Here is a 14,865-nt window from a genome sequence, read left to right on the forward strand (position 1 = left end):
ACGATGGGGCGCCTCACCGGCGGCCTGGCGGCCGTCACCGGTTTCATCCTGTCTGCCGGCGCCTCCGTCGGACAGGAGGGGGAGACGGCCCCCCGCTACCGGATAAAGCCCTCCGAGGTGGCCGTTCCGCCCGATGTGCCGATCGGAATGTATCGCCGCGTCATCCATCCTTTCGGAAACTGGACGCTCATTTGCGACGAGAATTTCAAGACGAAGCAGAAGATCTGCAACATCACGCAAAACGTCGCCGACGAGTCCGGAAAAAGCATTTTCAGCTGGTCGCTCGCCGCAACCGCGGAAGGCAGGCCGATAATGATCCTGAGGGTGCCTCCGGCCGCCGGCAAGGGGTCGAGAGTGAGCCTTTCGTTCCCCGACCGCAAGAAGCCGGTCGAGGTGGAGGTGGAAAGCTGCGACCGCGGCGTCTGCCTGGCGACGGTGCCGGTAGGCCCCATCCTGCGTGACAACATCGCCCGGGAGGCGACGGTCGGGGTCTCCTACGGCACGGGCGACGGAACCATCAGCATCAACCTGCCTCTGAAGGGCCTGAACCCGGCATTGGAGGCCATAGAGTAGAAGTGCAGACCTCATGACCGAGACAGATGCAAACGACCGGCTCCGCCGGCCGCAGACCGGCGGAGCTTCATTCCCACAGACTCCTGCCGGGGAGCACCTCTGGCGCAGAATGTTCTTCGGTGCCCTGGGCACCCTCGTTCTCGGCTTCGCCGCCGTCGCTCTCTTGTATTTTCAGGGCGTGATCGGTCTGGCTCAATCCGCCGATGGCTCGGTCCGGGCCGCGGAGACGCCGGCCAAGGTGCCGAGCAACGTTTTCGCCGATCACATAAGGCAGGCCGGCATGAAAAGATGCACGACGGCATTTCCGCTGCTGGGCGAAATGCTGGTGACCGGGTCGCAATATGCCGTCCGCTCCCATTGGAACGCCGAAAAGGCGGACGAGCATATGATCCAGGCGATCGTCGGCCTCAGCTACAAGACCCCCGGCTACGAAGGTCCGGCGGGCGGTTTCGTCTTCGCGGCTCCCTTGCCGAATGGCGGATGCGAAGGCGCAATGCTGCGCGTGGCGCCCTTCCCCAGGGCATGCAAGGATGTCCTTCCGCTCCTGCCCCCGGGCAGCACCGCGGCGGATACGCTCTCGGGCGTCCAGACCTACAACCTCGGCAAGGGCCAGGGGCAGGGGATGCTCATTCCCGCGGGAAGCGCGTCCTGCATCGCCATATCCACGACGGCGATCGCCCAGTGAGCCCCGATCGGGCCCGCCGCCGATAAGCGGCCCGGCTTACGACGGATGGCTGAACCGGGCGACCCGCGCATCCTTCGTGAGGTTGCGGAAATTGGTGCCGCTCATATGCACGAGCGTCCTGTGGTCGCCGCCCTCGAAATAGATGTCGTTTGCCCTGTCGAGGCTTTCGTCGAGGATGACCGGCACGCCATAGGCCTCGCCGATGGGCGGGACGGCTCCGGTCTCGCAATCGTTGAAGAGCTCGCTGACCTCCTCCTCCGAGGCGAGGCCGAGACGGCGGTTCATGACGTCCTGCAGGGTGGAGAGCTCGACCCGATGCGTGGCCGGAACGACGGCGAGCGCATAGCCCATCTCGTGGTGAACGACCACGGATTTGGCGAGCCTGTTGCCCGGCACATGGGCGGCTTCGGCAGTCTGACTGGTGGTTGCGGTACGGTGATGGGCGAGGGTGTCGTAGGTGATCCCTTCGCTGTCGATATAGTCCTGAAGTCTCCTGGCGATCGTCATCGTAGGCGCCTCTTCTATCCTGCTGCAGTCTCCCCAAGCCGTTGCGACTCACGAAAAAAATGCAGCGCTTCAAAGTGCTACAGCGGCTTTTGGGCGTCCGGCAGGACGCGGGGCACTGTAGTGACGCGGAAGATGACATTCTCCTCTCATCATCGGAGGAGTCAACGGCGAACGGCCGGGCCGGCTACCACACGTAGGGCACGAGCCGGTAGCGCACGCGTTCCGCATAGGCATCGTAGCCGGCGAGCCCGGTGCGAAGCGCCTTCTCCTCTATGCCGATCCGGATCGCGAGCAATGCCGCCAGTCCGAGTGCCACGAGCAGCCCCCACCAGGAGCCCAGGAACAAGGAGGTCGCGGCGACGAAGAGAAGGCTGCCCGTATAGAAGGGATGACGGACATAACGATAGGGTCCCGTGGTGATCACGCTTTGCGCACGCTCCGTCTGCACCTTGACGACCGGCGATGCGAAGCTGTTTTCGCGCAATGTCCGATAGCTGAATCCGATGGAAAGGACGACGAGCAGCGCGCCCAGAGCCTGCACCCAGACCGGCATGGAAGACCATTTGAATCTCGCGGCATCGAGCGCCATGAAGGCGAAGCCGGCGACGAGGAACAGGAGGATCACCGAAAGGAGCACCTTGTCGGCCAGGGGCTGGCCCTCCTGGATGGGGGCAGCCAGTCTTTCCTAGAGCAGCGCGGGATCGTGCCGGGCAAGGAGGAGCCCGACGAGGAACGAAAGCGCAATCATGAGGAACAGATAGGTCCACGCCGCCGGCCAGGCGAGTGTTCCGGCCGAGAGGAAGAGGACGGCTCCGATGAACCCGAACCAGACGATCGTCTGTACGGTCAGCCTGACAAGCATGAGCAAGCTCCTGCATGGTTTGTGCGATGAAGGGCGCTTTAGCGCGGGACGGAAAACTCTATGCGGCTTTCCGCCCGCGTCCCGGCGCGACGAACTCCTGAGATAGTGTTTCGACCAGCGATCGCAACGGTTGGGTGAGGCGGGATGAACAGGCGCGCCTGCGAGGCTCCATCGGTTGCCTGAAGCGTTCACACTCTTGTGCTTCGCGCGGAACTTAAAGCCGCATAACCGGATTCCCATATTAGACCCGCTGCATCTTCGCTTGGGCCCTGACCGGTTCAAGGATCAAAGAATGCAGCAATGCGAAGCGCGACAGCGACCTTTGCACGCCGAATAGGACGTGCGGTGCTGGAGCAGCACTCGCCGTCCGCAAAGGAGGGACGCGATGTATCGCTATATGATGAAGGAACTGATGCTCATCATCGCCGGCCTGACGGTCTGTGCGGTGCTGTTCCTGCTCGTCCTGTCGCAGGGAGCGGCCGCGTCCTTTTGAGCGCGGTTCAGCTCTTGCCGAGAATCTCGATCGTCCTCGGGTCCCGAACGCCGGCGCAGTAACGGTCGAGCGCCCGGGTGAAGGTGTCGACATCAGGCGCCGCCGCTTCGAAGAGCGTCATCGATGAGCAGAACTTCAGATCGTCCGGCCGACCGAAGATCTCAAGAGCGCTGCGCCCCCCGACCCCATTGACCGCTTCCGTGCATTCGAGAATGCGCCGGCCGAGGACCCGGTGTGCGAGATAGGCCTGCGCCTCGCCAAGGCCCGACAGCGCATAATGTTGCGCCGTCGGCGAATGGCCGAGGCCCGCGATCTGCGGAAAGATGAACCACATCCAATGCGTCCGCTTGGCGCCCGCGCGCAGCTCCGCGAGCGCGGCCGGATAGATGCCTTCCTGCGCCGCGACGAAGCGTTCGAGATCGAATGCCTCCCTCGTCATCAGCCTCTCACCGGTTCATCTGTCACCAGCGCTGATGAACATGAACCTTGATGAGCCGCTCGTAAAGCGCTGCGATTGCCGCGAGCGTCGCGCCGTCGATCGGCGCAAGGGCGCTGGCGGCGGCGTTCGATTGCGCCTGCGCGGCGTTGCGGGCGCCGGGAATGACGACGGAAACCGCGTCCTGCGCGAGGATCCAGCGCAAGGCGAATTGCGCCATCGGCACATTGGCGGGCGCCAGCGTGCGAAGCTCGTCGACCGCCTGCAGCGCCACGTCGAACGGCACGCCGGCAAAGGTCTCCCCGACGTCGAAGGCTTCGCCGTGACGGTTGAAGTTGCGATGGTCGTCGGCGGCAAAGACGGTGTCCTTGCTGATCTTGCCCGAAAGAAGGCCGGAGGCGAGCGGTACGCGCACGATGACGCCGACATCCTTCTTCTTCGCCTCGGCGAAGAATAGGTCCTGCGGCCGCTGGCGGAAGATGTTGTAGATGATTTGGACCGTGGCGACGCCTGGATATTCGATAGCCTTCAGGGCCTCTTCGACTTTCTCGACCGAGACGCCGTAATGGCGGATCTTGCCCATGGTCACCAGCCGGTCGAGCGCGCCGAAGACCTCGGGCCGGTAGTAGACCTCCGTCGGTGGGCAGTGGAGTTGGACGAGATCAAGCGTTTCGACGCCGAGATTTGCGAGGCTGCGGTCGATGAAGGCCTCGATATTGGCGCCCGTATAGCCCTCCGCCAGGTGCGGATTGAGCCGGCGGCCCGCCTTCGTGGCGACGAATGGTTTCTCTCCGCCCCGTTCCTGCAGCACCGCGGCGATGATTTTTTCGGAACGCCCGTCGCCATAGACGTCCGCCGTGTCGATGAAGGTGATGCCGCTGTCGAGGGCGGCGTTGAGCGCGCGCTTGCCATCCTCCTCGCTGACGTCGCCCCAGGAGCCGCCGATCTGCCAGGCGCCGAAACCGATCTCCGAAATCGTGGCGCCCGTTCGCCCCAAGATCCTTGTTTTCATCGAATGTATCCTCTCCATCTTGATGCCGGAACCTCAGCTCCGTGTCGTCCGCATAACTATGACGATAGTGGCGCAGATGAAAGCTCCCGTCAGTCGCAGAGTGTCACCAGCGCCTTGCCGCGAGTGAGATCGCTCACGAGGGTGAGCACGTCGTCCACCGCGTCTTGCCGTATCTCGGCCGACAGCACTGCGCCGGTGCCGGTGAAGGTCTCGGAGGCGATCGACACGCCGCGCGCTGCCAGCCGCGCCTTGATGAGCGCGAGATCGGCGAAGTCGCAGGCGATCTCGGCACGCTGTCGTTCGATGAGCTCGATCTTTTCCGCCGCCCGCAGGCAAAGCGCCGCAGTGCCGCCATAGGCACGGACCAGTCCGCCGCTGCCGAGCAGGATGCCGCCGAACCAGCGTGTCACGACCACGGCGACGCGATCCAGCGACTGACCGTCGATCGCTGCAAGGATCGGCTTGCCCGCCGTCCCGCTTGGCTCGCCGTCGTCGCTGAAGCGATAGCTCTGGCCGGCCCGCCAGGCCCAGCAATTGTGGTTGGCCGCAGGATCCGAGCGGGCGGCAATGAAGGTTTTGGCCGACAGTTCGTCCTCGATCGGCCCGGCAATCGCCAGGAAGCGGCTCTTCTTGATTTCCTGTGCCGAGGTCTCGATGCGTTGGAGCGTGAACATCCGCTTTGTCCGTTTCGAGCTTGATAGCGGATTCCCGATCGTTAGGCCAAGGGGGCAGCCGGCGTCTGCCCCTCAACCCGCTGCCGCGACCTTCTCCCCGCAGGCGGGGAGAAGGGACACGCGGCGCCCTCCAGCGCACCATTTTATCGAACGCGCGCGGCCTACTCGTCCCCTCTCCCTGCCTGCGGGGGAGGGTTAGTCCTCGGGTTAAACCCGAGGAGAGGGGCAGCCCTTTGTTCAATCGGCGCGCTCAGCCGATCGCCATCAGGCTGGCATTGCCGCCGGCTGCAGCCGTGTTGATCGAGGCGGAAACCTCTTCCACGAGCCAGTTCAGGCAATAGGCGTCCGGGTTGCGGGCGATCTCCTCGCTCGATGCGGCCTGCACGAGCAGCAGCGGGCCGGGCAGGGCGGCGATAGCCTTGTTGACCGCGCGGATGCGCTCGGCGTCACCTTCGACCAGCGCACCGGCGAACGGGCCGTCGGCGGCCCAGTCCTTGGACCAGGAGACACGCAGGCCGACGGTCTGCGGCAGGTTCTTCAGCGAAGCCTGCAGACCGGAGGCGGCATCGATCGCGACGCTGTTGCCGGTCGCGAGCGCAGCGGCGAGCTGGTGGTATAGACCGCTCTCCGTCGCCGGCACGAGGAGGATGCGGCCGCGCGCATGGAGCGTATAGAGATTGCGTTCGCCGACGGGGCCGGGGAGTTCCAGATCCAGGCCAAGTGCCGAGCTGCTGCCGGCGTTGCGGGCCGCTTCGGCCTCCGCGCGCGCGCCTTTGCCGTCGAGCCATTTGGCGAAGTCGAGAAGGACCGGGTCCGTGTGCACCGAGCTGTGCTGCGGCGGCACCGGTGCGGTCGTAACCAGGCGGCCGAGATAAAGCGGACCGCCGGCCTTGGGACCGGTACCGGAAAGACCGCGGCCGCCGAAGGGCTGGACGCCCACGACCGCGCCAATGATGTTGCGGTTGATGTAGAGGTTGCCCGCCTTGATACGGCTCGTCACATGCGCGATCGTCTCGTCGAGGCGCGTGTGGAGCCCGAAGGTCAGGCCGTAGCCGGTGGCGTTGACGTCGTCCACCAGCCGGTCGAGATCGTCGCGCCGGTAGCGGATGACGTGCAGCACCGGCCCGAAGACCTCGCGTCGAAGATCGGAAAGCTTCTCGAGTTCGATGATCGTCGGCGGGACGAAGGTGCCCGCTCCGGTCTCCGAGGCGAGCCCGATCTGCTCGACCTTGCGGCCGAGCCCGTGCATCCGCTCTATGTGCTTCTCGATGTTGTCCTTCGCCTCTGACGTGATGACCGGGCCGACATCCACGGAAAGACGATCGGTGCGGCCGATATGCAATTCGTGCAGCGCGCCCTTCAGCATCGTCAGGATGCGGTCGGCCACATCCTCCTGCAGGCACAGCACACGCAGTGCCGAGCAGCGCTGGCCGGCACTGTCGAAGGCGGAGGTGATCACGTCGCCGACCACCTGCTCGGCAAGAGCCGAGGAGTCGACGATCATCGCATTCTGGCCTCCGGTTTCGGCGATCAGCGGGATCGGCCGGCCGGCGGGCGAAAGGCGGTCGGCAAGCTGTGCCTGGATCAGCCGCGCGACTTCCGTCGATCCGGTGAACATCACGCCCGCGGTCTCGGCTGCGGCGACCAGCGCCGCACCGACGCGTCCGTCGCCCGGAAGAAGCTGCAGCGCGCTTGCCGGAATGCCGGCCTCATGCAGGATGCGCACGCCCTCGGCGGCGATCAGCGGCGTCTCTTCCGCGGGTTTGGCGAGCACGGGATTGCCGGCGACGAGCGCGGCGGCGATCTGCCCGGTGAAGATTGCCAGCGGGAAATTCCATGGGCTGATGCAGACGATCGGGCCGAGCGGCCCGTGGCCGGGGCCGAGCGTGCGGCGCGTCTGTTCGGCATAGTAGCGCAGGAAATCGATCGCCTCGCGCACCTCGGCAATGGCGTTCAGCGCCGATTTGCCTGCCTCGCGGATGATCAGCCCGAGAAGCGTGGGCATGCGGGCCTGCATCAGCTCGGCGGCGCGGTCGAGGCAGGCGGCCCGCTCGGAGGGCGGCACGGCCGCCCAATCCGGCGCCGCGTCGGCGGCAAGGCGCACGGCGCGCCGTTCGTCCTCTTCCGAGGTCTCGGTCACAGAGCCGACGACGTCACGATGGTCGCCGGGGTTCAGAACCGTCCGCGTCTCGCCGGCAGCGGGGCCGGTTGCGAGCTGCGGCAGGGCGGTCCACTTCATTGCCGCGCTTTCCCTCAGCGCTTCCGTAAGCGACGCAAGCGTTTCCTCGTTGGAAAGATCGAGCCCGGCGGAATTGGTCCGCGCATCGCCGAAGAGTTCGGCCGGCAAGGCGATCCTGTCGTGCTTGGCGCCGACGACCGGCATGGCGCGGACGACTTCGACGGGGTCGGCGATCAGTTCGTCGATCGAAACCTTCGGGTCGTTGATGCGATGCACGAAGGAGGAGTTGGCGCCGTTTTCGAGGAGGCGCCGGACCAGATAGGCAAGCAGCGTCTCATGGGTGCCGACAGGCGCATAGATGCGGCAGGGGCGATCGAGCTTGCCGCGGCCGACGACCTCTTCATAAAGCGGCTCGCCCATGCCGTGCAGGCACTGGAATTCGTATTTGCCCACGTGAAAGTCCTTGCCGGCCATGTGGTAGATGGCGGCGAGCGTCTGGGCATTGTGTGTCGCGAATTGCGGGAACACCACATCGGTCGCGGCAAGCAGCTTGGCTGCGCAGGCGATATAGGAGACGTCGGTGTGGATCTTGCGCGTGAAGACCGGGAAATCCGCGAGCCCGTCGAGCTGCGCCCGCTTGATCTCGGCATCCCAATAGGCACCCTTCACCAGCCGCACCATGATGCGCCGGCCGGAGCGCCGGGCAAGATCGATGATGAAGTCGAGAACGAAGGGGCAGCGTTTGCCATAGGCCTGCACGACGAAGCCCATGCCGTTCCAGCCGGAGAGATCGCCGTCGAGGCAGAGCACCTCGAGGAGATCGAGCGACAGTTCCAGCCGGTCGGCTTCCTCGGCGTCGATGTTGAGGCCGATATCGTAATTCTTGGCGAGGAGAGCGAGCGCCTTCACCCTCGGCAACAATTCGCCCATGACGCGCGCGGCTTGCGCGCGGCTATAGCGGGGATGCAGCGCCGAGAGCTTGATGGAGATGCCCGGGCCCTCATAGATGCCGCGGCCGGCGGAGGCTTTGCCGATTGCGTGAATGGCGCTCTCATAGTCCCTGTAATAGCGTTCGGCGTCGGCGGCCGTGGTCGCCGCTTCGCCGAGCATGTCGTAGGAGTAGCTGAAGCCTTTCTCCTCGAGCTCCTTAGAACGTTTCAGCGCTTCGCGGATCGTCTCGCCGGTGACGAACTGTTCGCCCATCATCCGCATGGCCATGTCGACGCCGCGCCGGATCACCGGCTCGCCGCAACGCGAGATGAGACGCGTGAGCGCCGCCGCGAGGCTGCGGTCGTTGACCGTCGAGGTCAGCTTGCCGGTGACCACAAGTCCCCAGGTCGCGGCATTGACGAAGAGCGAACGGCTGCCGCCGAGATGCGATTTCCAGTTGCCGTCGGCAATCTTGTCGCGGATCAGCGCGTCGCGCGTCGCCGTATCGGGAATGCGCAGCAGCGCTTCCGCAAGGCACATGAGTGCCACGCCTTCCTGGCTCGAAAGCGAATATTCCTGCACCAGTCCCTCGACGCCGGAACCACTATGCTTGCCGCGCAGCGCCTCGATCAGCTTGCGGGCGGTGCTTGCGGCGGCGTCCCGTATTTCCTTCGATTGCGTGGCCGCCTCGACGAGAGGCGGCAGGCATTCCGTTTCCGGGCGGCGGTAAGCGGCCGTGATCGCCCGGCGCAGCGTGCTTTGCGGCCGGACTGGCGGTGCGAAGTCGGCGAAGGGCGCAGGTGCGGCGTCGATCGCGGGTTTCTGAAGCGGGTTCGGGCTCATTGAACGCTGTCCTCCACGGAACGGTAGCGGGCGCTTTCGACGCCCTGATGTCGTGGCAGAAAATACGCGTGCCATCGCCGAACATCCATCCGGCAAATTAGCCTGATGGCCGAATGTTTCTCCACGACAGGCCGGACAAAAGGAGAACTATACGGAGCGCAAGCGAATGTTCCGGATGATCATAGGTCAGCATGCCGCCCCGAAAAGTTGCTCCCGCGCCATCAGGCACTCGTCGTCCCCCGGCATGCAGGTGCGACAGACGATGGGGCGTATGTCGTAGACCTTGCAGGCGACGGAACGGCCGAGCTTGCCTTCAAGCGCCGTGCAGCGGCCGCTCTCGCAGCGCATGCCGCCGAGATCCGCAGCCACATAGTCCGCCGGAATGCGCTCGAGCTCCTCCTCCGTCTCCAGCGAAAAGCGCGGCCAGTCGGCCGAATACGCGCAGCAGGCGCCGCAGCTCTGGCAGTCGAAATTCTGATGGGCGGGAACGGATTGGCTCATGGCGCCAGCCTATCACGAAGCGGGTGGCGCCGGAATGCCTGCCTCTTGCGCCGGAAGGTCACGCTCCCACCGCGTCGCGCCTTGCTATCTCGTAGTCTTCCGTATGCACGAGCACGCCGTCGCCGGTCACCAGCGCTATGCCGTAGGCCGCCGGCTCGTCCACCGAAAGGGACGCGTCCGCGGTGTCGAAGGGCATCGGCTGCTGGTGCACCGGACTTTTGAAGATCGAGAAGGGAATGCCGCGACTGGAGCCGCTGATGGTGCGGTGGACGTGGCCGGCGAAGATATGACGAACATTTCCGTGCCGCTTCACCAGGGCGTAGAAGTCGTCTTCGTTGACGAGGCGGATCATATCGATGCCGGCAAAGCCGCTGATATGCGGCGGGTGGTGCATGAAGATCAGCGCCGGCCGGCCGCCGGCCTCCTCGAGTTGCCGGTCGAGCCAGGCAAGGCGCCTGTCGCATAGGTGGCCGGCGTGACTCACCGGATAGTCGTAGGGCGGTGCAAACAGCGTATCGAGCAGGATCGCGCGGCAATCGGCGAAATCGAGCACCTGCTGGACGAAGCCGTTTGCGTCGGTCGTCGCTTCCGCGAAGACGTCGAGAAACACATCGCGCCGGTCGTGATTGCCGATCATGAGCGCCGCCGGTGGGGTGAGTTCGCCGAGAAGCGCCTTCAGCCGCTCGTAGGAAGCGCGGTCCGCCCGATGCGTCAGATCGCCGGCGAAGATCACCCGGTCGGCATCCGCATGGTAGCGGTTTACGTGGGCGATGCCGTTTGCGAGCCGCCGGTACGGGTCCAGCCCGATGATCGTCTCGCCTTCGGGCACCATGTGGAGGTCGGAGAAAATGATGAGCTTCGTCATGTGCGTCCCGCGTTGATGTCTCGCGGGTCACGCTCCTGCGCCTGCTCGCAGGCGTCAAGCGGCATTTTCGGGCGGGTCGGACCTATGCGGAAGACCGGTCCGCCGCCCTCATCACTGCAATCCGTCCGTGGTCGCCTGCGCGAAGCGCCGGGCCGTCAGCAAATCGCCGGAGGACGTACCGGCCATGCCGCGCTCGGCAAGGAGATCGGCATAGCTGGCCATTGCCAGAGCATGGCCATTCCCAGCGGCTTCGGCGAGAATTCGTGCCGACTGCAGCTTCTGTCCAGCCCTGTCGAGAACGCGCGCGAGCTGGAACTGCGTCCGGGCGCCGCCGTTCTGATTATAGGCTTCCCGACAGGCGGAAAGTGCCACCCCGATGCGGATGTCCTCCGTCGCAACGGCGGGGAAAGCCCTGTTGCGTTCGAGATCGAATTCGCTACCGGCCTCGCGGTCGCATTGCTCGGCGGCGGTGAGATCGCTTGCACGCGCCGCGGAAGGCGCGGTCGCGACCAGAGGCAAGACCACGGCGGCCGCGAGCAGGTGATACAGGCTCGATCCAACGTGTTTCTTCATGGTGCTCTCCCTCTAACCGACACCATCCTAGGGCCGCCCCGACCCGTCATCTGTTCCGCGGGAAACAGCGGTGAAGGCGATGAAACGGTGAGTTGAAGCAGCCCCCAAGATGCGTCTTGCATCGGGCACGCCTCGGTCTATCCTCGTAAGGAGCCGGAGGCCGAACAGGGAGCGCTGCGAAACTCAGCGGAGAAGCCGATGCGGCAGTTCGAGATGAGGAGACGGATCTTTCTTGGCGGCCTGCTGCTTGCCACCGTATCGGGCGGCCGTTCGACGGCAGCAGCTCCGGTCGTGGGCAAGGCTGCGAAAATCCGCGGCAATGTCCGCCGCCGGCAGGGCGGGGACGAGGAACGGCTGGCGATCGGCGGCGCGGTTCTCGACAAGGATTATGTCCTGACGAGCAGCAACAGCTTCGCCGATCTCGCGCTCAGCGAAACGCGTATCCTGCTGGGGCCGCAAACGGAACTCCTGATCGACAGCTACATCGCCGGCCAGGGCGGAACCCTGGAGCTGGGCCTCGGCCGGATGGTTTTCGACCGGCCCGAAGGTTTGCCCAAGACGGACGTCGCGGTGCGCACCGCCTTCGGCATGATCGGCGTTCGGGGAACGAAATTCTTCTGCGGCCCGAGCCGAGCGGCTTTCGCGGTGTTCGTGGAACATGGCGTGGTGTCCGTTCAGGGCGGCGGCGTTACACGGACAGTCGCCGCCGGCCAGGGCGTGGATATCAACCGCCCGGGTGCTGCACCCAGCGAACCGACGCGCTGGGGCCAGGCGCGGATTCGCCAGGCCTATGCGAGCGTCGGGTTGAGGTAGGGGCGATAGCTGGCATCCCGCGATGCGGTTGCTGTCGATGTGTGCCCCTCATCCGCCTGCCGGCCCCTTCTCCCCGCAGGCGGGGCGAAGGGGCAAGCAGCGCACGCTCGCTCCCTCTCACGCTGCGGTCCACAAGAGGAGAGGCGACTTGAGCGGGTGCCGCGGGGTCTCCTTCGCCCCGCTTGCGTGGAGAAGGTCGCGGCAGCGGGATGAGGAGCGGCGTTCCCTCATTCCGCTCCAAGGTGCTTGTTCAGCCCATCGCCCGCTACCGTAAATAGCTCCATCGATCCGAAGCCCCTGATGTCATGCCGGCCAAGGGATCTGAGCGCCGCCTTCGACTGCGCAGCCGCCGCCGGGCCGATGCAGATGGCGGTGCCGAGGAACTTGTTCGCCTCCTGAAGGCGAGCGGCGAGGTTCACCGCATCGCCATGGGCGGTGTAGTCGAGCTTCCCGCCGGCGCCCACCTCTCCCAGTACCGCCGGCCCGGTTTCGATGCCGATGCGGGTCCTGCCGAAACCGTGTTCGGCAAATTGCGGACGTCTGCGCATCTCCTCGGTCAGAGCATGGATCGCTGCGGCGCAGCCGATCGCCTTGTCTACGTGGCCGGGCAGGTCCTCGGGCGCGTTGAAGAGAGCATGGACGGCATCGCCGACGACCTTGTCGACCATGCCGCCATGCCCGGAGACGAGCGCGTTCACCTCGGCGAAATAGACGTCGAGCAGGTCCACGACTTCGCGGGGACCAAGCTTTTGCGAAACTGTCGAGAAACCCTCGATATCGGTGAAAAGCGCCGTCACCGGGCGTTCCTCACCGGCCATGCGCCCGCGATCGGGCTCGTCTATGTAGCGCGCCACCACGGACTGCGGCAGATATTGCGAGAATTTCCGCCGGGCGATCGCCTCTGCGCGCCGCGTGCGCGCGAGCTGCAATGCGCTGGTGACGACGAGGACCGCAGCCAGTGCCAAGGATGTGCCGACCGCGTCGAAGAGCCAACCGGTAGAGGCATAGATCGCACCGGCAAAGGCGATTGTTGCGAGCACCGCCGCAGCGCCCAACATAAGGGATGCCATCGGGCGAAGCCTGGTTGCTGCATAGGCTGCAGCGACTCCCGCTGCGAAGGCGAAGACCGCCTCGATCAATGGCAGATTGCTGCCACGGTAAGGCACGAACCCCGTCATGATCGCATTGGCGATATCCGCGTGGATCTGAACCGATGGCTGGAGCGGCATGGAGGCGGTGGGCCGAAGGCCGCCAAGGCTCGGCATGCTGCTGCCGATCAAGACGAGCCTTCCCGCCAGACGGCTTTTCTCCAGGCGACCGGCGAGGATGTCGGCGGCAGAGATCGTGCGGGCGGCGATCGCCTCCCCGGAACTTGCGGGGAAACGCAGGTTGCCGCTCTCGTCGAGAGGGATGATCGCGTGATCGAGCCTCAGCCAGGCGGGTTCTCCGCCGAGAACGGGCGTGCTGCTGTCGGCGGCAAGCCGCCCCGCTTCGATGCCGAGCGCCGGGTAGGCATCGTTGCCGAGTATGGCGTAAGCCTGAACACGCCGGACCCGCGCATCCTCGTCGCCGACGAGAAAAGCGGCCGTCGCGGCCTTCGCCCGGTCCATGAAAGCCGGGCAGGAGGTCTCCGCACCTTCGATAAACCACTGCGCGGGGACGGCCAGCTGGCGCCTGAGGGCCAGAGGCGGCACGGGGCGCGGCCGTTCGAGAACGCGGTCGGCCGCCAAGAAGCCGAGGGCCACCGGGGCCCTGCCGATCGCCGCAGCGAGCGCGGCGTTTGCGGGCGAAGCCGGGTCGCAGGCGGAACTGAAAACGAAATCGACGGCGATCGTCTTCGGCCCGGCCGCGGCAAGGCGTGAGATCAGATCTGCGGTTGCGGCCCTGTCCCAGCTGCCGCCATGCGCCTCATAGGCCTTACGATCGACGTCGACGACGGTGATGTCCGGCGACCTCGGCGAGGGGACCCATTGGGTGAGACTGTCGAAAAAGAGTTCACGCTGGGTGTCGAGGATGGTTCCGGCATAGAGATAGAGCAGCAGCGCCGCGGCGAGGCTGGCGATGATCCCTCCGGAAAGCGGGGTTATGCGGTGATGCATCCTCGGCCTTACGCTCAACCGCTCCAAGTCTTTGAAACCGCCCGCTTTTGGGCAAGCGGCATCAATCCTCCTCCGGATCGGCGATGCTCAGCAGGCGACCGACATTGCAGCAGATGATGCCGTCGGCGCGCTTGATCGCACCGCTCTCCTCCAGCGACAGGATCGCGCGGTTCACCTTCGGCCGGCTCGCTCCGAGGATCGAAGCAATGTCCGTCTGGCTGAGCGTCAGGCGGAGATTGGCGCTTTGCGGCATCTCGCTACCGTGGATCTGGCGGAGCGTCGCCAGGAAGAAGCGGGCGACGCGGGCGTTGAGATCGTAGAGCGCAATGGTTTCCAGCCGGTCCGTCGTGTCGCGCAATTGCGCGCAGAGGAAGCGGATCACCGCCTCGGCGGTCTTCGGTCTCTGCGTGATGAGGGCAAGAAAATCCTTCTTGCCGATCACATAGCCCTCGGCGGCGGTGACGGCGGTCGCATCCGCCGATCGCGGCTGTCCGTCGAGCAGCGCCATCTCGCCGAACAGCGCCCCTGCCTCGTGCTGCCGCAACATGAGTTCGCGGCCCTGCGGCGTGAACAGCGAAAGCTTGATGCGTCCGGAAACCACCACGATCATGTAGTCGCCCTGGTCGCCGCGTTGGAAGATGACCGTGCCCGCGGACCATTTCCGGTAGCTGGCGATGCCCGATAGCTCGCACAGGGTTTCGCTGTCGAACTCTTCGAATATAGGGAAGGACCGCCAGAAGGCGGAACTCCGGATGACTTCAGCCATTGCGATTACCCCTGCGTTCCCCTTTACGCGTCGGGGAGTTTTGACTCTGTCGCC

13 protein-coding genes and 1 pseudogene are annotated in these 14,865 nt (G+C 65.3%); 3 read left to right on the top strand and 11 right to left on the bottom strand.

Annotation, left to right across the window (positions count from 1 at the left end):
- The first annotated feature begins 3 nt into the window (after positions 1-3).
- Together PZL22_RS20360 and PZL22_RS20365 are read left to right on the top strand one after the other, a co-directional pair.
- Entirely contained in the window at positions 4-573 is a 570-nt protein-coding gene (locus tag PZL22_RS20360) for an invasion associated locus B family protein (protein WP_003531544.1), read from the top strand.
- Positions 574-586: 13 nt separating this feature from the next.
- Complete coding sequence (locus PZL22_RS20365; protein ID WP_033048896.1) at positions 587-1,258, top strand: hypothetical protein; 672 nt, start codon at positions 587-589, stop codon at positions 1,256-1,258.
- 36 nt (positions 1,259-1,294) lie between these two features.
- Here PZL22_RS20365 and PZL22_RS20370 read toward each other — a convergent pair whose 3' ends face one another.
- The 9 genes and pseudogenes from PZL22_RS20370 to PZL22_RS20410 all read right to left on the bottom strand — a co-directional run bounded on the left by PZL22_RS20370 (position 1,295) and on the right by PZL22_RS20410 (position 11,133).
- The gene (locus tag PZL22_RS20370; RefSeq protein WP_003531541.1) at positions 1,295-1,765 is read right to left on the bottom strand and encodes an aminoacyl-tRNA deacylase; all 471 of its coding nucleotides are present in this window, start codon (positions 1,763-1,765) and stop codon (positions 1,295-1,297) included.
- A 184-nt stretch (positions 1,766-1,949) separates the two neighbouring features.
- Positions 1,950-2,627 (bottom strand): annotated as a pseudogene (locus PZL22_RS20375) (methyltransferase family protein).
- A gap of 500 nt (positions 2,628-3,127) precedes the next feature.
- Entirely contained in the window at positions 3,128-3,559 is a 432-nt protein-coding gene (locus PZL22_RS20380) for a DUF1810 domain-containing protein (RefSeq protein ID WP_003531532.1), read from the bottom strand.
- A 22-nt stretch (positions 3,560-3,581) separates the two neighbouring features.
- Positions 3,582-4,568, bottom strand: coding sequence for an aldo/keto reductase (locus PZL22_RS20385; protein ID WP_003531530.1), 987 nt, complete (start codon positions 4,566-4,568; stop codon positions 3,582-3,584).
- A gap of 89 nt (positions 4,569-4,657) precedes the next feature.
- The gene (locus tag PZL22_RS20390; RefSeq protein WP_003531528.1) at positions 4,658-5,242 is read right to left on the bottom strand and encodes an IMPACT family protein; all 585 of its coding nucleotides are present in this window, start codon (positions 5,240-5,242) and stop codon (positions 4,658-4,660) included.
- A 250-nt stretch (positions 5,243-5,492) separates the two neighbouring features.
- Complete coding sequence (gene putA, locus PZL22_RS20395) at positions 5,493-9,194, bottom strand: trifunctional transcriptional regulator/proline dehydrogenase/L-glutamate gamma-semialdehyde dehydrogenase (RefSeq protein WP_284718546.1); 3,702 nt, start codon at positions 9,192-9,194, stop codon at positions 5,493-5,495.
- Positions 9,195-9,380: 186 nt separating this feature from the next.
- Positions 9,381-9,695 (bottom strand): YkgJ family cysteine cluster protein, encoded by a 315-nt coding sequence (locus PZL22_RS20400; protein ID WP_003531524.1) that lies wholly within the window; start codon positions 9,693-9,695, stop codon positions 9,381-9,383.
- 58 nt (positions 9,696-9,753) lie between these two features.
- On the bottom strand, positions 9,754-10,560 hold the full coding sequence (gene spdA / locus PZL22_RS20405) for a 2', 3'cyclic nucleotide phosphodiesterase SpdA (protein ID WP_003531522.1): 807 nt from the start codon (positions 10,558-10,560) through the stop codon (positions 9,754-9,756).
- Positions 10,561-10,671: 111 nt separating this feature from the next.
- Complete coding sequence (locus PZL22_RS20410) at positions 10,672-11,133, bottom strand: hypothetical protein (protein WP_003531520.1); 462 nt, start codon at positions 11,131-11,133, stop codon at positions 10,672-10,674.
- A 198-nt stretch (positions 11,134-11,331) separates the two neighbouring features.
- Between PZL22_RS20410 and PZL22_RS20415 the strand changes: the two genes are divergently transcribed.
- Positions 11,332-11,946: a FecR domain-containing protein gene (locus PZL22_RS20415; protein WP_003531518.1), complete on the top strand. Its 615-nt coding sequence runs from the start codon at positions 11,332-11,334 to the stop codon at positions 11,944-11,946.
- A gap of 227 nt (positions 11,947-12,173) precedes the next feature.
- On the opposite strand, the gene cyaD1 is transcribed toward PZL22_RS20415, so the two are convergent.
- Positions 12,174-14,045 (bottom strand): adenylate cyclase CyaD1, encoded by a 1,872-nt coding sequence (gene cyaD1 / locus PZL22_RS20420; protein ID WP_284718547.1) that lies wholly within the window; start codon positions 14,043-14,045, stop codon positions 12,174-12,176.
- A gap of 61 nt (positions 14,046-14,106) precedes the next feature.
- Positions 14,107-14,811 carry a Crp/Fnr family transcriptional regulator gene (locus PZL22_RS20425; protein WP_003531516.1) on the bottom strand — a complete coding sequence of 235 codons (705 nt, stop codon included), beginning with the start codon at positions 14,809-14,811 and terminating at the stop codon, positions 14,107-14,109.
- Positions 14,812-14,865: the final 54 nt, after the last annotated feature.

The sequence above is a fragment of the Ensifer meliloti genome, assembly GCF_030064585.1.
Lineage (GTDB): Bacteria > Pseudomonadota > Alphaproteobacteria > Rhizobiales > Rhizobiaceae > Sinorhizobium > Sinorhizobium meliloti.